This is a genomic window from Ruegeria sp. CDSB136 (assembly GCF_059610965.1).
Map to the genome: position 1 here is coordinate 94107 of NZ_JBXWOP010000017.1, position 21329 is coordinate 115435.

Here is a 21329-nt window from a genome sequence, read left to right on the forward strand (position 1 = left end):
TCACGTCTGACAAACATTCTCATGGGCATAATCGGCACCGGCCTAATGATGATTTTCGTCCTTGGTCTCGCGCACAGTATCTCGACAGGATTTGCTGGGTTCTGGGGCGGTCTGCCATTCCTTTGTATTGCAGTCTTCGTAATAGCGCTTGCGCTTTATAATTTATGGGAAGACGCAATCAAAAAGGACTGACCCGATGAGCAATAAACCAGTCCTCTGGCTTCCACGTCGATTATCCAGTGCTACCGTCGATCGCGCGCGCCGGGATTATGACGTAATCCTCAACGAAGCCGATACACCGGGCACCGCGGAAGAAATCATCGCAATGAGTGCAAAGGTCGACGCGATGATGCCCTGCCATTCTGAACACTTCTCAAGCGAAGTCGTGTCGCAGCTAGACCCGCGCTTGAAGATTGTTGCGAACCATTCTGTTGGCGTTGATCACTGCGATCTTCCGGCTTTGGCGGCAAAAGGAATTGCGGTGACAAACACTCCCGATGTCCTTTCTGATGCAACGGCAGAATTGGCAATACTGCTTATGCTCGGTGCGGCGCGACACGCGGTTCGAGGCGACCGCCTAATGCGGTCGGGCACCTGGGACAGTTGGAGCCCGTCTTTCATGGTTGGCAAGCAAGTCACAGGTGCGCGCCTCGGCATCATCGGGATGGGGCGTGTGGGTCGGGCATTTGCAAAAAAAGCCCGTGGGTTTGATATGGAAATCCATTATTTCAACCGCAACCGCCTCTCGGCCGATCAGGAAAACGGAGCAATTTACCACGATAGTATCGACACTTTGCTTCCAGTCGCTGACTTCCTATCACTGCACTGCCCCGCTACCCCCGAAACTCTTGACCTGATGAACGCCAAACGTTTGGCTGAACTGCCGAACGGAGCAATTCTCGTGAATTCCGCCCGAGGTGCCCTTGTTGATGAAGACGCACTGTTGGACGCAATCGAAAACGGAAAGCTTTCCGCCGCGGGCCTTGATTGTTTCAAGACCGAGCCGCGGGGCAACCCAAAGTTCGCCGCATACGAGAACATCTTCATGTTGCCGCATATCGGAAGCGCAACGACGAAAACCCGCGACGCAATGGGCTTTCGCGCCTTGGATAATTTAGACGCCTTCTTTGCTGGCAAAACACCGCGAGACCTTTTGTAGAAGAGGACACTTTAATGGCAAAACTAGCTTTCCTCGGATTAGGCGTAATGGGTTACCCAATGGCCGGTCACCTAAAGGCAGCGGGGCACGACGTTACGGTTTACAATCGAACGACCGCCAAAGCCGATGCGTGGGTGGCGGACCATGGTGGCTCTGCGCGCGCTACACCCCGCGAAGCTGCCGAAGGTGCAGAGTTCGTCATGACATGCGTCGGGAATGACGATGATCTTCGGAACGTTTGCATTGGGCCAGACGGCGCATTCGGTGGCATGTCACAGAGCGCAACGCTAGTCGACCACACAACTGTCTCTGCCAAGGTCACGCGCGAGCTTTACACTGCGGCGAAAGAACAAAGCCTGGGTTTTTTGGATGCGCCAATCTCCGGCGGTCAGGCCGGGGCAGAAAACGGCGTTCTTTCGATTATGTGTGGAGGCGATCAGCCCGTATACGACGCTGCCGAACCTATCATGCAAGTATACTCAAAAATCTGTCGACGTATCGGCGAGAGCGGTGCTGGGCAATTAACAAAAATGAGCAACCAAATCGCAATCGCAGGATTGGTTCAGGGATTGAGCGAAGCGCTGCACTTCGCCGAGAAAGCGGGCCTTGATGGACGTTCTGTTGTAGAAGTTATCAGCCAAGGCGCGGCCGGTAGTTGGCAGATGGACAACAGACACGAAACAATGCTCGAAGATCATTTCGACTACGGGTTTGCAGTTGACTGGATGCGCAAGGATCTAGGTATCTGTCTTGATACTGCCAACGAAACCGGCGCAAGTCTGCCAGTAACCGCGCTGGTTGATCAATTCTTTAAGGATATTCAAAAGCTAGGAGGCGGTCGATGGGATACCTCTTCGCTTCTAAAACGCCTGCGCGCACTTGACTAAACAAAGAGAATGCAGCCGCTGAGATACCAAAAACCTATTCTTGGTGCATTCACTCGGAATTTGGCCGAATAGAAAAGTCGCTAAATGATAACTTGGATTACGGACGTCCATATTGGGCTCCGAGCGGACGCTCGACAAATTTGACTGATCGGCTGCTCTGCGGGCGAAACGGACATTCCGGGCTACTGTATGTGGTTGTCATTTTCCTGCATGAGATCACCTGAGCGGACAATCAAATCGTTAGCCGTGTGGCAGAAAGCCGTCACATAACTCGCATTTATTTTACGTGCGATCTGTCTGCAAATTGCCGAAACGGCTCCCAACATTTGTTGGGAGCCGCATTTGTTGAAAATGGATGGAGTTGGAAAGTCAGGCGTGACCACCACCGATCAAGCCGATACCCGAAGTCAGACCGAACCAAGCTTTAACCCGTAGACCGACCGCCTTGATGATACCCATGGCCTGAATCCCGTGGGCGACAAGTGTTCCTTCCATTTCGCCTTCAAAATTGGTGGTGTAGGATTGTACAATGCAACCACTACCTGGAACCAAAAGTTCGCGGTGCTCTGGGTGCACCAGATCGAGATGCACAACGATCTGACCCCGTTTCGCCTTTTCACTGGGCTCAATCAGGCGACCGCTAGGCGCTAGCTGACCGGAAGAAATCTGCTGCTGAATACGTACGATCCTTGCAGGAAGAACGGTATTGCGCATCGAGATGTTGAAGTTGCTTTCGCACGCCACCTCTGCGGCCATTCCCTCGTACAGTTCGGTGCGAGAAACCTGCGAGAAACCAGCAACGATGCGTCCTTTCTCTGTATCTTTCCGATCCGGTACAATCAGCATTGCGGGGCTCATCGCTGCTTGCGCTGCGCGCGAACCGACATTCAGGGTGACTTGTTCAACAACGCCGTCGACAGTGCTGTGTGTCAAAGTCTTGGACAGCTCGACCTGGGCCTGCTTCAGCGACGCGCGTGCTGATGCAAGCTGGGCCGGAAAAACGGCAGTCGCCTGCACCTGAGCCACACCAAGTTGCGTTTCCGCAGCCTCAACCTCTGCTTCCCGAGTGCTCAAGGTAGCTTGGGCGCGTTCCAACTGGCTCACTTGAAATGCTGCAGAGCCCTTTGCTTGAAGTGCCTCGTGATCCATCAGCACCAGCTCAGCCTGTTCTCTGGCGGTAACTGCGGCATCCACCAAGGCCTGAGCAGTTTGGGCCTGCAATTCAGCTGCCAGTTTCGCGCTTTCTATCTCCTCAACTTTACGGGTTGCAAAATCTACTGCTGCTTGTTCCGACGCATTCTCGACTGCAAACAGCGGATCGCCCGGTTCTACACGATCACCGCCCTTTACGTAGATATCTGTTACTGTTCCACCGTTCTCGGCAACGACCGGAACAGTTCTGAATGGCACAAGACCAGTGTAAGATTTGGGGTAGTAGTAGAAAACTGCGAAGAACACGATCAGTGCCAGGACGAACCACATGAAAAGCGCTCGGTGAACGTTGTACAGAGTGACCGGTAGCCCGCGCCACTTCAGATAGATCACGCGCAGTACAAACGGAAAGGATGTGACGAGCAGTTCGATCATTTCACCAACTCCTCATTCGACGGGCGCCACCACAACATAAAGTCGCGGGCGATTGCGGTCAGGATTAGGGCGCCCGGCAGTAGATTGCTGAAGTGGCTGAGGGCCGGCATCAGCTCATACGCCAAAGCTACTGTAAGCATCGTCGGAATAGTTGTACGCAGCGGAGTGCCGATTGATTTGTGTTCGGTGTAACGTTCAAAGCGCGCATAGAGGTGAACGACCAGCAGGATCGCAAGGGCGAGAACGACCAAGCCGACCCATGCATAGGTGTCGGTTTGATTGGGCGCGACCCACCATCTGGGATCGCCACCAGCGGCAAAGGCCGGAGTTGAAATGACGCCAACTAAGGGCGCCATCAGGAACGCGGGTGGTTTCATGTTTCAGGTCCTTTTGTTGCGCAGCCAAGCTGCGCGTGTAGGTTTCAAGTGTCTTGAGAACGTCAATTCTCGGTTGGTTGTTGTGTGGTTTCTGAGGGCTGTTCCTGCGGGGCGTAGGGTGGATCCCAACGACGTCCGTTCGGTGTTTTCTCGCCAAATGGCGCACTGTGTAGACCGTGGATATTTCCCCCGGACCACTCTTGCTTGGCGGAATTTTGGATTGCCTTCAGTACGCGGTAGTACCTTGCGAAGTAGATCATGGTCGTTTCCTTTCCGATGACCGGGACCTAACCGTCATCGCGCCTGCGATCCTGAGGGTTCTGGACATTTGTTATTGGCTTCTGGACAATTCCAGTAACTGCAGGGAGTTGCGTGCAAGTCAGGGGAGGACGTAAGAATGCCACGCATCAGCGCTTACAGACTGCAAAACGTTGGGCTGCGTTATTCGCAAGAACCCGGAGCGCGCATTCCGTTTCCTGAGGTCTTGGAGATGGCTGGGGTGCCCGTTGATATCGGCAGCAGCCCAGACGCCACCGTCGAACTGCTTCATGAGGCGGGTACAGTCGAAACTGCGTGCCGGGTTCTGGAAGACAAAACCTTTGCAGCTCGCGTGGGGCTGTCGGCACAGGGTCCTGGTACCCTTCTGGCTTACATCGTGCGGGCGGCCGAAACGGTGGAAGACGCGCTGGCTTTGACGCAGCGCTTTTATGCAATGCAAGACCCCGACCTGCGCCTGGACGTCGTAGGAGCACCTGGTGAGCCAAGGATTACGCTGGAAAGCAATGTGATCCCAGCACATCAATACCCGCGCCACCGCGAAATGCTGATCTTCGGCCTTTATAAACGCGTCCAACAGATCACCTCGGGTGGGCTTGCCCCGATCTCGATTGAACTGGAAACGGACGATACCGAGCATTGCAAGAAGTTGGCCGAACTTGCTGGCTGTCCCGTCGAAGGGCTCAAAGCCGGATATGCCCTGGCCCTGCCCCCAAACGGCATGAGTTTTCGGATCCCGACTGCGGACCCCACGTTGTTGGGGCATTTGCGTCGGCACGGGGAAGAACAGCTGAAGGCTCAACCCGGTGCCGTCCGCAGTCTGTCCGACCGCATTATGGACATGCTCGGGGAGCGTCTTCCTGGGCCGATACCAAACGGCGACGATATAGCCGGAGAGCTTGGCTTGACGCGACGCACCATGACCCGGCACCTGTCTGCCGAGGGAACAAGCTTTAAGGCTCTTCTGGAAGGTGTGCTGTGCGACCTGTCCAAACGCATGCTGCGTAGCGGTGAAGGTGTTGCCCGCGTAGCCTTCATGCTTGGATTTGCGGATCAGGCCGCCTTTTCGGTGGCGTTCAAGCGCTGGACAGGTGAAACGCCTGCCAGATTCCGTAAAGCTGGCCGCTAGAGGGACTGGTGCCGGGGGTCGAAAGATGTCCAAGATCCACAAAACCTTGTCCCGTCCCCAAAAGAAAGCAGGCCGTCGGGTCACCTAGTTCAATGGCACACAGCAGCCGCGGTGGTTGCTGACCCAGAACAAGGATGAACTCTATGAAGACCTCGAATAAATTCTTTATCGCCCCGATCTCAGGCGCACTTCTGATCACCATGGCGGCAACAGCTCAAGCTGACTACGTCACCGACAAGGCGATCAAGGGTGCAGTTGTCGGTGCCACTGTCGCCGGTATCGCAGGCGAAAGCATCGTAGGTGGCGCGGCCGCTGGTGCCGCGGTTGGTGCCGTGGGCGGTGCGATCCAAAAGGACAATTTCGAAGACGCGCAAGACGAAGCCCAAGAGCGTCGCGACGACTTCAAAGAAGAACACAAAGACTGGAACGACTAAGACACCACCCCCAGTGAAGCAAAAAAGGAGAAGCACAGCCGAACAAACCTGACCGGTCAGCCTGCGCTGTTAGCATCCGGACGCAGTTTGATTGACCATCCCCCACAGAACTCGCACAGTTTCTGAGAGGTTGCCATCCAGCTCGCAATCGAGCTGGGTGGCAACTTTGTTTTGGGCCTTCGAACGTCACACGTACCAGGCGCTCGCGGTTTCAAATTTCAGTCGCCCATCTCGACCAGGGTTTTGTCCAAAACCCAAAAACAACCGTCCAGAACCCAAACGAACTGAACCAGACACCACCCCAAATACGGCTCATCTGAATGACATCGACGAGTTGGCAGCCGAGACACCCCTGTTCACTGCGGCACTTTGCAACCCAATGCCAAAGGAAACGGCAATGAACCTATTCGCAAACTTCGACGCAGAGACCCTGGCACGCATCTAGTTTGCCTTTACTGTGTCGTTTCATATCATCTTCCCGGCCTTTTCCATTGGCTTGGCAAGCTTCTTGGCCGTTCTCAATGGACTCTGGCTATGGCGCAAGGACAAGGTCTACCTCAACCTTTTCAACTATTGGAAAAAGATTTTCGCCGTAGGCTTTGCCATGGGCGTCGTGTCCGGCATCGTGATGTCTTACCAGTTCGGCACGAACTGGAGCGTATTCTCGGACACCGCAGGTCCCGTAATCGGACCCTTGATGGCCTACGAGGTCATGACGGCCTTCTTTCTTGAGGCTGGGTTCCTCGGCATTATGCTCTTTGGTCGTGAACGCGTCGGTCCCAGCTTGCACATGATGGCCACGGCGATGGTCGCCCTCGGCACTCTGATTTCGGCTACGTGGATCTTGTCGGTCAATTCTTGGATGCAAACCCCGGCTGGGTTTGAAGTCAATGAACTGGGGCAGTTCATTCCCGTTGACTGGTGGTCGATTGTCTTCAATCCGTCTTTTCCCTACCGCCTGACACACATGGTTCTTGCCGCCTATCTCACCACTGCTTTTGTGGTGGCCGGGGTTGCGGCCTGGCACCTGCTACGCCGCAATCGCACGGCGGAGGTCACCCGAATGTTCTCGATGGCAATGTGGTTGGCCGTTCTGGTTACCCCTCTGCAGATCGTCGCGGGCGACCTTCATGGTTTGAACACGCTGGAGCATCAGCCGCAGAAAGTAATGGCGATGGAGGGTCACTTTGACAGCCATCCCGAAGGTGCGCCGCTGATCCTGTTCGGTATTCCAAACGAAGATGAAAAGCGCGTGGACTATGCCATCGAAATCCCGAGACTATCATCGCTGATCCTGAAACATGATCCCAACGCGCCGCTTGACGGGCTGGACACTATTCCTGACGACGAAGAACCCCCGGTTGCGATCGTCTTTTATAGCTTTCGCGTCATGCTCGCTATTGGCTTTGCCATGCTGAGCGTTGGCTTGTGGTCGCTTGTTCAACGGGTTCGCGGCCGCCTCAACGAAGATCGTTGGTTGCACCAGACATCCGTTCTTTTGGCACCCAGTGGGTTTGTGGCGGTGCTGGCCGGTTGGGTCACCACCGAAGTGGGGCGCCAACCCTACACGGTGTATGGGCTGATGCGGACATCGGACTCACTCTCACAAGTGGATGCACCTACAGTTGCCGCATCTCTGATAGCCTTCATCGTCGTATATTTCGCGGTTTTCGGAGCAGGCACGTTCTACATGCTGCGCTTCATAGGAAAACCACCTGTCGAAGGTTTCCAGCAAAGTCACAAACCCATTGAAATCTCTACTTTGGCGGAGGCAGCGTAATGCTTGAACTTTCGACAATCTGGGCAGGTATCATCGCCTTTGCTGTTCTGACTTATGTGATCTTGGACGGGTTCGATCTTGGAATTGGAATTCTCTTCCCATTCGCGAAAACCGACAAAGATCGCGATGTCATGATGAACTCGGTCACGCCTGTATGGGACGGGAACGAGACCTGGCTGGTCATGGGCGGCGGAGGGTTGTTTGCTGTTTTCCCGATGGCTTATTCCGTGGTGATGCCCGCCATCTATTTGCCCGTTATCGTGATACTTCTTGCGCTTGTCTTCCGCGGTGTTGCCTTCGAATACCGCTGGCGAACCGTGCGCGGGCGCTGGCTGTGGGATGTTGCGTTTCATGGGGGGTCAACCGTAGCCGCCCTCTGCCAAGGCATCGCGCTTGGCGCTCTGGTTCAGGGTATCCCTGTCGAGGATCGGCTGTACGCAGGTGGACAGTGGGATTGGCTGACGCCGTTCTCTGTCTTGACGGGTGTGGCCTTGGTGATCGGGTATGCCTTGCTGGGCGCGACCTGGCTCAATATGAAAACAACGGGCGGAATACAGCACCAGATGCGTTCCTATGCACGTCCACTGATGCTCATGACGCTCGGGTTGATTGGCCTCGTTAGTCTTTTGACCCCGTTCCAAGATCCAATCTACCTGATCAGATGGTTTTCGTGGCCAGGTATTGTTTTCGCTGTGTGTGTGCCGGCTGTTGTTGCTCTCATTGCTTGGATGCTTGATCGCAGCCTGAGGGAACAGCGAGACTATCAACCCTTCTTCTGCGCGATTGTCTTGTTCGTCGTCTGCTTCATTGGCATTGGGATCAGTTTCTATCCCTATATGCTACCTCCAAGCCTCTCGATTGCTGAAGCCGCCGCGCCGGACAGCAGTTTGGCCTTTGCTCTGGTCGGAGCCGTCGTTCTGTTGCCCATAATCCTGGCCTACACCGCCTACACGTATTGGGTTTTCCGCGGAAAGGTCGATCCAGAGGAGAGCTACCATTGAAACTGTTAAAACAAGTTTTCTGGTTCAGCGCGATCTGGTTCGGCAGCGTCTTTTGCCTGGGGACTGTCGCTTACGTGATCAGGTTGCTCATCACCTGAAATGGCGAAGATACCAATGCGCGCGTCGGCATGTCCAACTCGCGCAAACATTAGTCCAAGAGCCGAAAGAAACCCCGTTCCAGCTTACCAGATTCCCAATAACACGCGGCTTGCTGGGTCGTCTCATATCTAACAATTCAAAGGGGCTATGATGCTCTCTCGTCCAAAATCAATGTCCTTGCAGTGGGATCAGATCGATCCGGTTCTGCCCGCTCCACCTAAGCAAAAGAAACGTGGCGCTAGCCGCTCGTCTGGCATGTTGCCAAAGTTGCTAACTGGTCTCCTTGCTGCAGGGCTTGCGACCTTCGTTCTGATGCCCTTCACCTCAGCCCTTACAGGAACTGTCACGAAAGACCTGTCCCCCATTGTGGACATGTTACTCGTCCTGCTCTCTGCGCTTGTCGTTTTTGCTTCCACAGCCGCAATAGTACTGAAAGGATCAACGCTTCGGGCCGTCTTCGGGCGAGGATTGACCTCTCTCGGCGCAGCGCTAATAATTTCGCCTGTGGGGCTATCGGTCCTGTTCACACTATACCTTCAAGAATGGATATCTATCGTAGCAGACACATCTATCGAACAGGCGGGAAGAACAGCGATATCCCTGTTTGGCGGAGTATTCGTTGCCAATGCCCTCGCAATGGGATTGGCGTCTGGATGTTTATCTCTTCTACTTGGGACTAGGCTAATGCAAAATCGTCCAAAACCACTCTTTTCACCTTAGGCGAATGAACTTCCGCTTTGGGCTCAGAGCGGTCATTCGGGGCAATAGTCAAAAGACTGGTTAGCGGTTGCGAGCAGTCATTTGGACCGCTCGCGGGATCGATATAGGTGACCACCTTTGAAACACAGTTCGATGCGTCTTCAAGCTTTACTCCGGGACTCTACCGTCATTTGAACCTCTCGCGATTGCGCTCCCGGAGTTCGATGTTGATCTGGTGATCTCGACCCAGAGCCCGGTAGAGTCCCTGTCCCTTGGACCAGTTCAGAAAATGGGCAAAGCTGTCGACTTGAACGTCGTTGCCTCCGCGTGGCAAGGAATGCAGCTCCCGTTTGAAAACTGCCAGCCAAGGAGCATCGTATGCCTTTGACCATGACTTCTCCACGTCACAACACGACAATCTTTTTAGCAAGGTCATACTTGAAGTCGAAATACTGCTCGACTACGACAATTTCTGTTCCACTCGTCGTTCTAGGGTGCCAGATCACTTCGCCAATCTGCTGGACTAACCTCGGCTGAATGCCTTCGGTTGGCTCATTCAGCAGCAGTCGCAGCCTCGTGATCAGCGCTCGCGCGATGGCCAGCTGTTGCTGCTTACCGCCAGGAAGGTCGCTCCTGCGCCGGTTCTGCATCGCAGCAAGTTTGGCAACTTACCTTTGACCCAAATTAGAAAGTCGGCAAGGTGTGCCTGTTTTTTCATCTAGGACTGACGTCTCTGTCTAATATTTAGCCACACGATATGGAAATAGGCAGTTTGAGACGCTGCAGATTAGCGTTCCGACCCTACAATATAGAAACAAGTGGCACCAAAACGACGCTTTAAAGGTGCCCGATTACCCAAGCTGCTGCCATATTGCCGACGTACAGTGCGCTGCCGCCCCGTGCTGCAGGCACCGTCTACTTGAGCACCAAGAAATTGGGCCAAAGGACCGTGCTAGACAAGTTGCGCCAGTCCGGGTCATTGAAATGCCTGTTTCCCAGAACCCCGACGCCTGATCTTGATGCGGTTCTTCTGAACACTGCAGGTGGTGTGACAGGCGGCGATTCATTCCGGTTTTCAGGCAAGGCAGCGGAAGGCACCGCGCTGACACTGACGACACAAGCCTGCGAGCGTGCCTACAAGGCCCAACCTGAAGAACGTGCCCAGGTTATCAATCATCTGACGGTTGAAGCAGGAGCCCGCCTGAATTGGTTGCCGCAAGAGAGCATTTTGTTCAACGGCAGTGCTTTGGAACGACGCCTGAAGATCGACAAGCAACCGGGTGCCGAGGTTTTGATGGTAGAGCCGCTGGTCTTTGGGCGCGCCGCCATGGGCGAGACGTTGACCGATATCCGCTTAAGCGATCGGATCGAGATACGACACGAAGGAAAGCTGGTGTTTCTGGATGCAATGCGGTTCTCCGGTAATTGGCACTCTCACCTATCCAAGCCGCATATTGCAAACGGCGCAGGGGCGATGGCACTGATCGTCTTTGCATCGGAGGCTGCCGAAGGTCATTTGGATTCTATTCGCGGAATGCTGCCCGACGACGCAGGTGCAACACTAATCCAAAATGACCTGCTGGCTATCCGTGTTCTAGCCCACGACAGCTTGGCCCTTCGCCGCACTCTGGTCCCGGTTCTGCGCAGGCTGAACAAAGACACATTACCCCGTTGCTGGATTCTCTGAGATGAACCTGACCCCTCGTGAAAAAGACAAACTGCTGGTCGCGATGGCCGCCGAGGTCGCCCGTAAACGGCTGGACCGCGGCATAAAGCTGAACCACCCCGAGGCTATCGCCCTGATCACCGACGCCGTGGTCGAGGGCGCGCGCGATGGACGTTCGGTCGCCGATATGATGCAGGCCGGGGCTGAAGTGATCACCCGCGACCAATGCATGGAAGGCGTGCCCGAGATGATCCACGAGGTGCAGGTCGAAGCCACCTTCCCGGATGGCACCAAGCTTGTGACTGTCCATAACCCTATTCGCTAAACATCAGAGGAGTTCCCCATGTATCGCATGCTGTTTCCCGCCCTTATTCTGGCTGGCCCTGCCATGGCCCATTCGGACACCCATGTTCACACCCATGGCAGTGATTATGCCCTGCTCGCAGCTGGGCTGGCATTGATCGCGGTAATCGCTGTCACTGTGATAATGAAACTGCCAAAATGATACCCGGTGAAATCATACCCGCCGAGGGTTCACTGACGCTCAACGCAGGACGCAGCAGTCGTCTTGTTGTTGTCGCCAATACCGGTGATCGACCCGTGCAGGTGGGCAGCCATTACCACTTCGCCGAAGCGAACTCCGCCTTGGGTTTTGATCGCTATGCGGCCTTGGGAATGCGATTGGACATCCCGGCAGGAACTGCCGTGCGATTTGAGCCGGGTCAGGCGCGCGAGGTTATTCTGGTGCCTTATGAAGGGCGCCGCCACATCTACGGTTTCAATATGCACATCATGGGGGCTCTGAAAGATGCCGGGCAAGATCAGCCGGAGTGACTATGCCTCCATGTTCGGCCCAACGGTCGGCGACAAAGTACGATTGGCAGATACCGATCTGATTATCGAGGTCGAGAAAGACCTGATCATAGAGCGCGCAACGGCTGCGCGTTTCAGCGAATCCGGCCACCACGAAGACGTCTATGGCGAAGAGGTCAAGTTTGGTGGCGGCAAAGTCATTCGTGATGGTATGGGGCAATCTCAGGTCACACGCGCCGAAGGGGCGGTGGATACGGTGATTACCAACGCATTGATCGTTGATCATTCCGGGATTTACAAAGCGGATGTGGGGCTGAGAGACGGGCGTATCGCCAAGGTCGGCAAAGCCGGAAATCCCGACACGCAGCCCGGCGTCGACATCATCATCGGTCCTGGCACCGAGATCATTGCGGGCGAAGGTCGCATTCTGACCGCAGGCGGGTTCGATAGCCACATCCATTTCATCTGCCCACAACAGATCGAAGACGCGCTGCATTCCGGCCTGACCACAATGCTGGGCGGCGGCACAGGGCCTGCGCATGGTACGCTGGCGACCACATGCACCCCCGGCCCCTGGCATATCGGGCGGATGTTGCAGGCCGCTGATGCGTTTCCAATGAATCTAGCCTTTGCAGGTAAGGGCAATGCCTCTCTACCCGCTGGACTGGAGGAACAGGTCAAAGCCGGAGCGTGTGCCCTGAAACTGCACGAAGACTGGGGAACAACCCCCGCCGCCATCGACTGCTGCCTGTCGACAGCCGATGCAATGGACGTGCAGGTGATGATCCACACTGACACGCTGAATGAATCAGGCTTTGTGGAAAACACCTTGGCGGCCATAAAAGGTCGCACGATTCACGCCTTCCACACTGAAGGCGCAGGCGGTGGACACGCCCCGGACATCATCAAGATCTGCGGCGAGAACTACGTTCTGCCGTCCTCGACCAATCCCACGCGGCCCTTCACAGTGAATACGGTCGAAGAGCATTTGGACATGCTGATGGTCTGTCATCACCTCGACAAGTCCATCCCCGAGGACGTGGCCTTTGCCGAAAGCCGCATCCGGCGCGAGACCATCGCAGCCGAAGATATCCTGCACGACATGGGCGCGTTCTCGATCATCGCGTCTGACAGCCAGGCCATGGGTCGGGTCGGAGAGGTATTGATCCGCACTTGGCAAACCGCCGATAAGATGAAGAAACAGCGCGGTCGTCTACCCGAAGAAACCGGTGAGAACGACAACTTTCGCGTCCGCCGCTACATCGCGAAATACACCATCAACCCAGCCATTGCCCACGGCCTCAGCCATGAGATTGGTAGCATCGAAGAAGGCAAGCGCGCCGACTTAGTCCTATGGAACCCTGCCTTTTTCGGAGTGAAGCCCGAGATGGTTCTGCTGGGCGGCACGATTGCGTGTGCGCAGATGGGCGATCCCAACGCGTCTATCCCCACTCCGCAGCCTGTCTATAGCCGCCCCATGTTTGGCGCATATGGTCGGTCGGTAGAAAACTCGGCGATCACATTTGTCTCGCAAGCCGCCTATGCGGACGGGATCGGTGATGCACTGGGATTGGCAAAACAGACCGTCGCCGTCCAAAACACGCGTGAGATCGGCAAGCAGGATCTTCTGCTGAACAACGCGACGCCGCAAGTCGAAGTTGATCCGGAAACCTACGAAGTCCGGGCGGATGGCGAGTTGCTGACCTGCCAACCCGCCGAAGTCCTGCCAATGGCGCAACGATACTTTTTGTTCTGATCAAAAATGTGCTGAGTTGCGGCCCGCGCAAGGCTGAAATGACCAAACACGCTCTTCTAAATGAGGCCACTATGACAAATATTAAATCCAATGGGAGGACCAACATTTACGAGGGTCCAAATGGCACACTCAACAGCACAAACACACGCACGCTTTTCGCTGCCAAATTTGATCGCATCCATCGGATCGTCAATCTACTCGGCCCTGATCAGCGTGGCCGAAGCTCAATCACGCGTCCGGCAAGTCGAATTCCTGCAATCACTGAGCGACGAAGAGTTGAAAAAGCGCGGCCTGGCGCGCGAACGGATCGTGCATCGGGTATTTTCGGACTCAATCTGGCTCTGACCATTCCCCCTGCAGAGGAGGCGACGGTATGACCGCCCTGCTCTGTATTGCACGTAAGTATTCGGATCACACGCATGGCGATCCAGCAGATTGTCTGTCATTAACCTATGACGACCGCTTTTTGCGGCGCAAGGTTTTGACCTGCGAAAGTGGCGAACAGATTCTCATCGATCTGGCACAAACGACTTCGTTGAACCACGGTGGCGCTTTGGTTCTGGATGACGGTCGCGAAGTGGAAATACAGGCTGCACCCGAAGCGTTGCTGGAGGTTAAAGCCCCGGACCTGACGCGCATTGCTTGGCATATCGGCAATCGCCACACGCCCTGCCAAATCGAAAAGGATCGGCTTCTGATTCAGGTCGATCATGTGATCCGAGACATGCTTCTGAAAATCGGAGCCTCGGTTCGGGAGGTTCACGAACCGTTCACCCCCGAAGGTGGGGCCTATGGCCACGGCAGGACTCATGGCCACGCCCACTGACGCTGATATCCTTACGCTAACCCAGTGGTTGTCTCCGGCATATCCCGTAGGGGGCTTTGCCTATTCTCATGGGCTGGAAGCTGCAATTGACGAGGGAGCTGTCTCCAGTTCACAAGATACCCAAGCCTGGGTTTCACATGCGCTGGAACATGGATCTGGATGGAATGACGCTCTGTTCGTAGTGTCCGCATACAACGCTCAGGATAAAGATGAACTTATCAGTGTCGATGCCAAAGCGCGGGCCATCTGCGCGTCATTTGAAAGAAAAATGGAAACCGAATTGCTGGGACAAGCATTCGGAACGGTCACAGGAGACGTCTGGGAACTAGATATCCAACAATATGCTTACCCAGTTTCAGTAGGCCACGCCGCACGTCTGCAGGGCCTCCCCATGTTACTGGCGACAAAGATGTATTTACAAGCATTTGCAAGCAACTTGGTCGCCTGCGCAACGCGCCTAGTGCCGCTGGGCCAAACCGATTCTCAGAGACTGATACGTAATTTGACACCGCTATGCGCTCATATCGCCGAAAAAGCGCAAATGGCAGGCTTAGAAGAACTGAGTTCGACTGCGTTCCTGACGGACATAGCGTCGATGAAACACGAAACACAGTATTCAAGGATATTCCGTACATGAACAATATGAACGGCCCTCTTCGCGTTGGCATCGGTGGTCCGGTTGGAGCCGGAAAGACCACTTTGACTGCTGCCTTATCTGAAGCTCTGCGCGACGTCTGTTCGGTGAGTGTCATCACCAATGACATTTATACTCAGGAGGACGCTGAAGCATTGATGCGTATGCAAATTCTTCCCCAAGATAGAATTATCGGCGTCGAAACCGGCGGTTGTCCACATACAGCGATCCGCGAGGATGCATCGATCAACCTAGCAGCGGTCGCTGAAATGCAGGAACGCCATCCCGATCTCGATATTGTTCTTATCGAAAGCGGCGGCGACAACCTGTCGGCTACTTTCAGCCCGGAGCTCGCGGACCTCACAATCTATGTGATTGACGTCGCCGCTGGTGAGGAAATCCCACGAAAGGGCGGACCGGCCATAACAAAATCCGACATCCTGGTCATAAACAAAACGGATCTGGCGCCGCATGTTGGCGCTTCACTGGAGGTCATGGAAAGAGACGCAGCCAGAATGCGCAAAGGACGGCCTTTTTTGTTTTCGTCCCTTCGTCACAAAAAAGGGGTTGCCGCAATTGTTGACCTCTTGGTGAAGCGGGGTGGGTTAACAATTTCAGAAGCGAATTAGCACCCAGAACGAAAATGCCAAATTGTCGGCACCTGAAGTCGATTGGAGAGGCCGAAAGTACAGTCTTTCATTTCCTCGTTCGTCTGGACGTTATCTTTTTTCTTCACCTAGCTGTTGTCTGTACAGGAAGAGCAATAAGCTCAGCCATACAACTACACACAACCAAGCCATTTTTCGAGGCCGGTTTTTTGCGCGCTCTGCGAGTTTCACCCTCCGATATTTCTCCGCTGAGGGGCACGCACGGCGCGAAATTGCGACGCCCGCTTTTCGCTCTCGAAGAGGACGTTCGCCGAAATATTCTAGAGTGACTGCTTACTTCCCGCAAGCATTCACATGGCAATGATGACAACCCAGCTACTGACCTGAGCCCCGGCGATCCGGGCGAGAAATTCAACTCAATCAACGACGGTGGCGCTCGTCTCGGCTCGGAAGTCCAGTGGAAGGTCAGCACTGATGCGACAATTGCCAGTCACGAAAAGCGGGCGACTCTTGCCGCCCGCCCAATCTTCACACGTCGATCTTTTCTGCGATACTCAGCGCGTCTTCCAGTTCAACGCCAAGATATCGAACTGTGCTGTCGATCTTGGTGTGGCCAAGCAAGAGCTGCACCGCGCGTAGACTGCCTGCTTTCCGGTAGATCAGTGCCGCTTGGGTGCGTCTTAGTGAATGCGTGCCGTAATCGCTTGGCTCCAAACCAATCGCCGACACCCAATCGCGGACCAAACGCGCGTACTGTCGCGTCGATATATGCGGCCTTTCGTGGAAGCGGCTTGGGAAAAGGAAATTGCGTCCAAGCATCTCCGGGCGACATACCCAGGTCCAGATGGACTGGCGGGTGTTTTCCGAAACCTCGAATTGGGCTGGCCGCTTTGTTTTGCTCAGGACAACTGTCACGCGTTCGCGGACACGATCACCAGCAACAAGATCGGCTACGTTCAAGCGAACCAGATCGCAGCCTCGCAGCTTGCTATCGATCGCAAGATTGAAGAGTGCCAAGTCCCTGAGATTGTCTGAGAGTTCAAGCCGGACGCGGATGGCCCAGACCTGCTTCGCGAGAAGCGGGCGTTTTTGGCCTATAAGGCGACCTTTATTCCACGGCGGGCGTTTCGGTGTGATGGCAGGAAGTTGAAAAATGGACATCAATTGTCCTCCATCCTTCCTTCCCTCTCCATGCACCGACACCGTGTCGACCAACTGAATCTATCAAGGAGCCAAATGGCAGGTTTCATCAGCATATCCAACGTTCGTGAGCAGCGCAGCGTGTGACCGAAGGGAGCCCAAAGTGGACTTTCGTCTTAAGAAGCTCCTGCACCTGAACCAATTTTTGGTCGGGTCGCGGTTTCTATAGGGGTTTCGCCGAAGAATTGGCGGTAGGCAACTGATGTCCGGCCTAGGTGACTAAAACCTGCCTCGCCGATGAGCTTCGAAACGACACCTTTCTCATAGGTGCTTTCCTGCAGAAGCGACCTTAGTCGATGCAGTTGGACGATCGATTGGAACTTGCTTGGGCCAACACCAAGCTGTTTTTCAAAGGCCAGAAAGAGTGTCCGCCTGGATACCCCGAGTTCGCGACACAGTTCTTGAACCGTTAGTTTCGTGCCAGCCGGGTTTTCTGAAAAAACTCTTCTGCCGCCAAAACGATCTTCCATTGACTATGGCTCGCCTTCTCTTCAGCCATTTGTGGTTCAGCACAGTAAAATAAATCTCCTGCCAATTTTTCGAGGCTTTCGAATATGCCATTCAACATGCAAGCCTTTGGCATGCCCCTGCCACTTTGTTTGTGGCAAAGGCACATTTCAATGGTCTGGACATAAGCATTCAGACGGCCAGATTTGGACAGGCGGATTGGGGCTTCAAATGTTGACCACCCCCGCTTTTCAACTTGGTGTCGTGGGACTTCCAGCATGTAAATCTGGGTGCCAGATTCAGCAACGTAGTCATATTCTGTCTGCTTTTGTCCCTGCCAACACACTAAAAACGGATCCTCATACAAGATTCCCTGAAATCGGACCGGATCACCATTTGGCAGGAACAGACCGTAGAAGACCGTACCGCTATGTTGAACCTCTTGATAACGTATACGCGAATAAACTTCTTCAGAGTGAACGCCAAAACCATTGTATTGGGCACTGCGCCAATTCAGCTTTGGTCCTTGGGGAGATAGCAGTAGCGCTTCGTATTGAACGTCATTGTAATAGGGCAGATTTTCCACTGAACGTATTTTTTTGGAAAAGAACATTGCGCCTCAGTCAACTTAATTCGCGTCCGGCTCTAACCGCACCATAATGAAATTCAATTATTCATAATAGTTTGCACGATTCGGATAGCCAGTCACAAACTCAGGTTACACTATCGATCTCGAACACAGAAAACCTGTCAATGTCCTCGGAGTGCCTCATGAAGAAGCTATCACTTTCCATTGCTGCGCTATTGGTATCATCAACGTCTCTCTGTGCGCAGGCCGCCGATCTGGTCTTTACCAATGCCTCTGTTCTTACCATGAACGACGATGCGCCGACCGCGCAGGCCGTTGCGGTCACGGGTAACCAGATAAGCTATGTTGGCGATGTCGCGGGGGCAGAGGCGCTGGTTGGCGAAAACACCGAAGTTTTGGACTTGGGCGGGGATACCCTGCTGCCGGGCTTTGTGTCAGGCCACGATCACATCGTTGCCTCGGGTTGGACGTCGCGCGGTGTAAGTTTGTTTGGAATTGAAACGCTTGAGGAGGCCTTGGCGGCCATCAAGGAATATGCCGATGCAAACCCCGACGAAGAGTTGATCCTCGGCTATGGGTTCAATCAGGTAGCTTATGGCGGGTGGCCCACAAAAGAAGATCTGGATTCGGTGGTTTCTGACCGTCCGGCCTTTATCCTCGACTTCACAATTCATGACGTTTGGATGAACTCCAAGGCCTTTGAAGTGGGTCAAGTCAGCCCTGATGAAGAGGATCAGGTGCCGGGCGTTATGTTCTGGCAGCGTGACGCGGAAGGCAACCAGACCGGAATCGGAATTGAGTTCCAGTGGGCTGCGGCATTTAGAAATGCGGGGGCTTGGGACCCAGCAGGTGAAATTCCTGATATCCAGAAAAACCTCTACGATCAGGCTGCCAAAACCGGAATCACAGCAGTGCACGTGCCTTTGATGGCTATGCCGACAGTTACCGATCTGTCGCTTGTGAAAGATGACGAGAAACTCGCACTGGCCCATCTACACGAACTGGAAAAGAATGGAGAACTGACGATCCGCACTTTTGTTGCGACGGGTTTCAAGGACCCAACTGCCACTGCTGACGAAATCGTGGAACACACACTAGAGTTGCGCGAGCAGTACGACAGCGACATGCTGCGCATCTGGGGCATTAAGATCCATCCGGAAGGGAACTGGAGTTCAAAAACCGCCTGGATGCTGGACGACTACGCGGACGGGTCCGCGACGCGCGGTGCGGCTGCCATTGAAGGCCCAATGATAACTTCGGTCTATCTACATGCCAATCAGAACGGGCTTCCGGTGGGCACTCACGTCGATGGATCACAAACAGTACGCAACACGGTGGACGCGATCATGACCGCGCGGGGCGCTGGTTATAACGTTCCCAACAACCTGCTACACCATTATTTCTGGGTGTCCGATCAGGACCATGAAACAGTCATTGAGAATGGCATCATGGTAAATACGACGCCTATTTTCCACGTTGATTGGGAAAACCAGGATGTTAACGCATTGGACTTGTTGGGTCGTGCAAAGGTCGAGGCGATTTTTGCCCGCTATTCCTCGCTGATGGCCTTAGGGCACAACGTATCGATATCTTCGGACGTGCCATCCTCGCCGATTGATCTGATTGGTCCGCTCCTCAATGTTGAGATTGCGATGACTTTGCAGGACCCACTGAATCCGGACAGCAAGCCGTTCCCGTTGTCCCGCAAACCGGCCTCATTGGAAGAGTCTTTGAAAGCAGTCACGATCTATCCTGCCGCGCAGCAAGCGATGGAGGACAAAATAGGCTCCATCGAAGTGGGAAAATATGCCGACCTTGTTGTTCTCGATCAGGACATAACTGCAGTCGAACCGCGTGAAATCTCGGACATAAGGGTGTTGGGCACGCTTATGGATGGGCGCTTCACGCATCGGGACGGTATTTGACTTCAGAGGCCGTTTCCGCTGGGGGCACACAATGCCCCTCGCCGCTTCAGGAAGGAAACCAGAATTGAAACGACTGATCTGTTGCAAAGCCGCTTTGATAGCGACATCCCTTTTTGCGCCGGCGTATGCGCACGCGGAGGAAGTCGCATTTATCGCCATACTGAGCGTTCCGGCTGAAAACGCACAGGCTTTTGATACATTGGCCAGAGACATGGTTGAGGCATCGACCTCCGATGACGGGCTTTTAGTTTACGAATTCGCCCGAGTTGGCGAAACGGTTTATGGCTATGAACGTTACATGGATGCGGCTGCCCACGCCCGGCACGAAGCGTTGATAGAGCCCTTCATTCCGCAGTTGGTTGAGTTGGCGCAGTTCGAGAAGATTGTCACCCTATCGCGGCTTACGGATGACCATCAGGAACTGTTCCGAGGCATTGGGGCAGAGATTGGCCAACCAATTGCAGCGGCAGCGCGAAGGATATCCGAATAATTCCGCGATTGCGACGAATGTATTAGGACAGCCTAACGACAATTCAAAACGGAGCACTATAGCAAAATATGAAAAGCCTTCTTTACACTAATGCACTGCTCTTCGCCGGGTTGATCGGTGTTCAAGCCAATGAAGCCCATGCTTGTGACGCGGCTTGTCAGGCAGCGCGGAAGGCTGCGAACCCGCTTGCGGACACAAAAGCACTAATCACGGATAATACAATCGCCTTCAGGACCGGGACGAATGATGAAGAAAGCTACAACTTTCAGCTACAGCCCGTCTATTCTGTTCCACTGACAGACGCCACATTGGTGCTTCGGGGCATTGTGCCGATCCAAGGTGTCCAGCCCGGAGCCGTATTGCCACCCGGAATTGTCGATCCCTCGACAGAAAATGATCTGACCTGGGGCATCGGTGATTCAACTGTACAGGCATTTTATTCACCTACGCCGGGAGAAAGCGGAATCGCGCTTGGCTATGGCCTGCAAGTTTCCCTGCCAACGCACACGAATGACGCCTTGCAAGGTGCCGGTTGGGGCGCTGGCCCTGCCTTTGTCATGTTTGGGCAAACCGGTGATCTGTCATGGGGTGGCGTCATCGCTCATATGTGGGGTGAGAACGATTTCAACGTAACCATCCTGCAACCCATTCTGAACTACGGTTTGGGAGAGGGCTGGTACGTTGGGTACAACAACCTCCTTTCGTACAACTGGAATGCCGCAAGCAATGACGAAGCATGGGCAATTCCACTGGGTTTGACCGCCGGTAAGACGTCGATCATCAATGAGACTAAGGGCACCGCTATGGATGTCAGTGTCGGATATTACACTTTAGAGCGCAGACCTGACGGCGGGCCGGAAAGACAACTGAAACTGGGTCTGTCGTTCTTTTTTTGACCGGCGCTTTGGAAGAATGATTCAAGAGACTGCTTTCAACGACTGGGAGCA

General features: G+C 54.3%; 23 protein-coding genes and 2 pseudogenes. 19 read left to right on the plus strand and 6 right to left on the minus strand.

Annotation, left to right across the window (positions count from 1 at the left end; translation table 11 throughout):
* Positions 1–196: 196 nt before the first annotated feature.
* Entirely contained in the window at positions 197–1159 is a 963-nt protein-coding gene (locus AC2FIR_RS17855; RefSeq protein ID WP_496762848.1) for a 2-hydroxyacid dehydrogenase, read from the plus strand.
* Between the two features lie 14 nt (positions 1160–1173).
* Entirely contained in the window at positions 1174–2046 is an 873-nt protein-coding gene (locus AC2FIR_RS17860) for an NAD(P)-dependent oxidoreductase (protein ID WP_496762835.1), read from the plus strand.
* A gap of 369 nt (positions 2047–2415) precedes the next feature.
* On the opposite strand, the gene AC2FIR_RS17865 is transcribed toward AC2FIR_RS17860, so the two are convergent.
* Positions 2416–3633: an HlyD family secretion protein gene (locus tag AC2FIR_RS17865; protein WP_496762837.1), complete on the minus strand. Its 1218-nt coding sequence runs from the start codon at positions 3631–3633 to the stop codon at positions 2416–2418.
* Positions 3630–4010, minus strand: coding sequence for a hypothetical protein (locus AC2FIR_RS17870; protein ID WP_170613811.1), 381 nt, complete (start codon positions 4008–4010; stop codon positions 3630–3632). Before AC2FIR_RS17870 ends, AC2FIR_RS17865 begins: the two co-directional genes overlap by 4 nt.
* 397 nt (positions 4011–4407) lie before the next feature.
* Between AC2FIR_RS17870 and AC2FIR_RS17875 the strand changes: the two genes are divergently transcribed.
* The 5 genes and pseudogenes from AC2FIR_RS17875 (at position 4408) to AC2FIR_RS17895 (ending at position 8728) form a co-directional block, all read left to right on the plus strand.
* Entirely contained in the window at positions 4408–5415 is a 1008-nt protein-coding gene (locus AC2FIR_RS17875) for a helix-turn-helix domain-containing protein (RefSeq protein WP_496716717.1), read from the plus strand.
* Between the two features lie 143 nt (positions 5416–5558).
* Positions 5559–5849 carry a hypothetical protein gene (locus tag AC2FIR_RS17880; protein WP_496747057.1) on the plus strand — a complete coding sequence of 97 codons (291 nt, stop codon included), beginning with the start codon at positions 5559–5561 and terminating at the stop codon, positions 5847–5849.
* A 457-nt stretch (positions 5850–6306) separates the two neighbouring features.
* Positions 6307–7566: pseudogene (locus tag AC2FIR_RS17885) on the plus strand (cytochrome ubiquinol oxidase subunit I); the annotation flags it as partial.
* Positions 7567–7628: 62 nt separating this feature from the next.
* Positions 7629–8630 carry a cytochrome d ubiquinol oxidase subunit II gene (gene cydB, locus AC2FIR_RS17890; protein ID WP_496747054.1) on the plus strand — a complete coding sequence of 334 codons (1002 nt, stop codon included), beginning with the start codon at positions 7629–7631 and terminating at the stop codon, positions 8628–8630.
* A complete protein-coding gene (locus AC2FIR_RS17895) occupies positions 8627–8728 on the plus strand; it encodes a DUF2474 family protein (protein WP_480490951.1) in 102 nt (33 codons plus the stop codon). The genes cydB and AC2FIR_RS17895 overlap by 4 nt, the downstream gene beginning before the upstream one ends.
* Before the next feature lie 1107 nt (positions 8729–9835).
* On the opposite strand, the pseudogene AC2FIR_RS17900 reads toward AC2FIR_RS17895, so the two are convergent.
* Positions 9836–10087 (minus strand): annotated as a pseudogene (locus tag AC2FIR_RS17900) (ABC transporter ATP-binding protein); the annotation flags it as partial.
* 260 nt (positions 10088–10347) lie between these two features.
* On the opposite strand from AC2FIR_RS17900, the gene AC2FIR_RS17905 reads away from it, so the two are divergent.
* From AC2FIR_RS17905 to ureG, 9 genes are all read left to right on the plus strand, one after another.
* Positions 10348–11115 carry an urease accessory protein UreD gene (locus AC2FIR_RS17905; protein WP_496747894.1) on the plus strand — a complete coding sequence of 256 codons (768 nt, stop codon included), beginning with the start codon at positions 10348–10350 and terminating at the stop codon, positions 11113–11115.
* A gap of 1 nt (position 11116) precedes the next feature.
* On the plus strand, positions 11117–11419 hold the full coding sequence (locus AC2FIR_RS17910; protein ID WP_496747893.1) for an urease subunit gamma: 303 nt from the start codon (positions 11117–11119) through the stop codon (positions 11417–11419).
* A gap of 18 nt (positions 11420–11437) precedes the next feature.
* On the plus strand, positions 11438–11599 hold the full coding sequence (locus tag AC2FIR_RS17915) for a hypothetical protein (RefSeq protein WP_496747892.1): 162 nt from the start codon (positions 11438–11440) through the stop codon (positions 11597–11599).
* Positions 11596–11928: an urease subunit beta gene (locus tag AC2FIR_RS17920; protein ID WP_496747891.1), complete on the plus strand. Its 333-nt coding sequence runs from the start codon at positions 11596–11598 to the stop codon at positions 11926–11928. The genes AC2FIR_RS17915 and AC2FIR_RS17920 overlap by 4 nt, the downstream gene beginning before the upstream one ends.
* A complete protein-coding gene (gene ureC, locus AC2FIR_RS17925) occupies positions 11903–13663 on the plus strand; it encodes an urease subunit alpha (RefSeq protein ID WP_496747890.1) in 1761 nt (586 codons plus the stop codon). Before AC2FIR_RS17920 ends, ureC begins: the two co-directional genes overlap by 26 nt.
* A gap of 120 nt (positions 13664–13783) precedes the next feature.
* On the plus strand, positions 13784–14008 hold the full coding sequence (locus AC2FIR_RS17930) for a DUF1127 domain-containing protein (RefSeq protein ID WP_170613839.1): 225 nt from the start codon (positions 13784–13786) through the stop codon (positions 14006–14008).
* Positions 14009–14036: 28 nt separating this feature from the next.
* A complete protein-coding gene (ureE, locus tag AC2FIR_RS17935; protein ID WP_170682698.1) occupies positions 14037–14489 on the plus strand; it encodes an urease accessory protein UreE in 453 nt (150 codons plus the stop codon).
* Positions 14473–15126 (plus strand): urease accessory protein UreF, encoded by a 654-nt coding sequence (locus AC2FIR_RS17940; protein WP_496747889.1) that lies wholly within the window; start codon positions 14473–14475, stop codon positions 15124–15126. Before ureE ends, AC2FIR_RS17940 begins: the two co-directional genes overlap by 17 nt.
* On the plus strand, positions 15123–15752 hold the full coding sequence (gene ureG / locus AC2FIR_RS17945; RefSeq protein WP_170613833.1) for an urease accessory protein UreG: 630 nt from the start codon (positions 15123–15125) through the stop codon (positions 15750–15752). Before AC2FIR_RS17940 ends, ureG begins: the two co-directional genes overlap by 4 nt.
* A gap of 507 nt (positions 15753–16259) precedes the next feature.
* Here ureG and AC2FIR_RS17950 read toward each other — a convergent pair.
* From AC2FIR_RS17950 to AC2FIR_RS17960, 3 genes are all read right to left on the minus strand, one after another.
* On the minus strand, positions 16260–16892 hold the full coding sequence (locus tag AC2FIR_RS17950; RefSeq protein WP_170613831.1) for a tyrosine-type recombinase/integrase: 633 nt from the start codon (positions 16890–16892) through the stop codon (positions 16260–16262).
* A gap of 155 nt (positions 16893–17047) precedes the next feature.
* A complete protein-coding gene (locus tag AC2FIR_RS17955; protein ID WP_496762840.1) occupies positions 17048–17401 on the minus strand; it encodes a helix-turn-helix domain-containing protein in 354 nt (117 codons plus the stop codon).
* Positions 17341–17991: a hypothetical protein gene (locus tag AC2FIR_RS17960; protein ID WP_496762842.1), complete on the minus strand. Its 651-nt coding sequence runs from the start codon at positions 17989–17991 to the stop codon at positions 17341–17343. Before AC2FIR_RS17960 ends, AC2FIR_RS17955 begins: the two co-directional genes overlap by 61 nt.
* Positions 17992–18149: 158 nt before the next feature.
* Here AC2FIR_RS17960 and AC2FIR_RS17965 point away from each other — a divergent pair, with 158 nt between their 5' ends.
* The 3 genes from AC2FIR_RS17965 to AC2FIR_RS17975 all read left to right on the plus strand — a co-directional run bounded on the left by AC2FIR_RS17965 (position 18150) and on the right by AC2FIR_RS17975 (position 21278).
* Entirely contained in the window at positions 18150–19892 is a 1743-nt protein-coding gene (locus tag AC2FIR_RS17965; RefSeq protein ID WP_496747887.1) for an amidohydrolase, read from the plus strand.
* Between the two features lie 64 nt (positions 19893–19956).
* Positions 19957–20382 carry a putative quinol monooxygenase gene (locus AC2FIR_RS17970; protein ID WP_480914415.1) on the plus strand — a complete coding sequence of 142 codons (426 nt, stop codon included), beginning with the start codon at positions 19957–19959 and terminating at the stop codon, positions 20380–20382.
* A 68-nt stretch (positions 20383–20450) separates the two neighbouring features.
* Positions 20451–21278, plus strand: coding sequence for a hypothetical protein (locus tag AC2FIR_RS17975; RefSeq protein WP_496747885.1), 828 nt, complete (start codon positions 20451–20453; stop codon positions 21276–21278).
* Positions 21279–21329: the final 51 nt, after the last annotated feature.

Excerpts from the sequence above, each read along its gene's own strand:
- AC2FIR_RS17855 (WP_496762848.1), top strand. The coding sequence starts at position 197 with ATGAGCAATAAACCAGTCCTCTGGCTTCCACGTCGATTATCCAGTGCT.
- AC2FIR_RS17860 (WP_496762835.1), top strand. The coding sequence starts at position 1,174 with ATGGCAAAACTAGCTTTCCTCGGATTAGGCGTAATGGGTTACCCAATG.
- AC2FIR_RS17865 (WP_496762837.1), bottom strand. The coding sequence starts at position 3,633 with ATGATCGAACTGCTCGTCACATCCTTTCCGTTTGTACTGCGCGTGATC.
- AC2FIR_RS17870 (WP_170613811.1), bottom strand. The coding sequence starts at position 4,010 with ATGAAACCACCCGCGTTCCTGATGGCGCCCTTAGTTGGCGTCATTTCA.
- AC2FIR_RS17875 (WP_496716717.1), top strand. The coding sequence starts at position 4,408 with ATGCCACGCATCAGCGCTTACAGACTGCAAAACGTTGGGCTGCGTTAT.
- AC2FIR_RS17880 (WP_496747057.1), top strand. The coding sequence starts at position 5,559 with ATGAAGACCTCGAATAAATTCTTTATCGCCCCGATCTCAGGCGCACTT.
- cydB (WP_496747054.1), top strand. The coding sequence starts at position 7,629 with ATGCTTGAACTTTCGACAATCTGGGCAGGTATCATCGCCTTTGCTGTT.
- AC2FIR_RS17910 (WP_496747893.1), top strand. The coding sequence starts at position 11,117 with ATGAACCTGACCCCTCGTGAAAAAGACAAACTGCTGGTCGCGATGGCC.
- AC2FIR_RS17915 (WP_496747892.1), top strand. The coding sequence starts at position 11,438 with ATGTATCGCATGCTGTTTCCCGCCCTTATTCTGGCTGGCCCTGCCATG.
- AC2FIR_RS17920 (WP_496747891.1), top strand. The coding sequence starts at position 11,596 with ATGATACCCGGTGAAATCATACCCGCCGAGGGTTCACTGACGCTCAAC.
- ureC (WP_496747890.1), top strand. The coding sequence starts at position 11,903 with ATGCCGGGCAAGATCAGCCGGAGTGACTATGCCTCCATGTTCGGCCCA.
- AC2FIR_RS17930 (WP_170613839.1), top strand. The coding sequence starts at position 13,784 with ATGGCACACTCAACAGCACAAACACACGCACGCTTTTCGCTGCCAAAT.
- ureE (WP_170682698.1), top strand. The coding sequence starts at position 14,037 with ATGACCGCCCTGCTCTGTATTGCACGTAAGTATTCGGATCACACGCAT.
- AC2FIR_RS17940 (WP_496747889.1), top strand. The coding sequence starts at position 14,473 with ATGGCCACGCCCACTGACGCTGATATCCTTACGCTAACCCAGTGGTTG.
- ureG (WP_170613833.1), top strand. The coding sequence starts at position 15,123 with ATGAACAATATGAACGGCCCTCTTCGCGTTGGCATCGGTGGTCCGGTT.
- AC2FIR_RS17950 (WP_170613831.1), bottom strand. The coding sequence starts at position 16,892 with ATGTCCATTTTTCAACTTCCTGCCATCACACCGAAACGCCCGCCGTGG.
- AC2FIR_RS17955 (WP_496762840.1), bottom strand. The coding sequence starts at position 17,401 with ATGGAAGATCGTTTTGGCGGCAGAAGAGTTTTTTCAGAAAACCCGGCT.
- AC2FIR_RS17960 (WP_496762842.1), bottom strand. The coding sequence starts at position 17,991 with ATGTTCTTTTCCAAAAAAATACGTTCAGTGGAAAATCTGCCCTATTAC.
- AC2FIR_RS17965 (WP_496747887.1), top strand. The coding sequence starts at position 18,150 with ATGAAGAAGCTATCACTTTCCATTGCTGCGCTATTGGTATCATCAACG.
- AC2FIR_RS17975 (WP_496747885.1), top strand. The coding sequence starts at position 20,451 with ATGAAAAGCCTTCTTTACACTAATGCACTGCTCTTCGCCGGGTTGATC.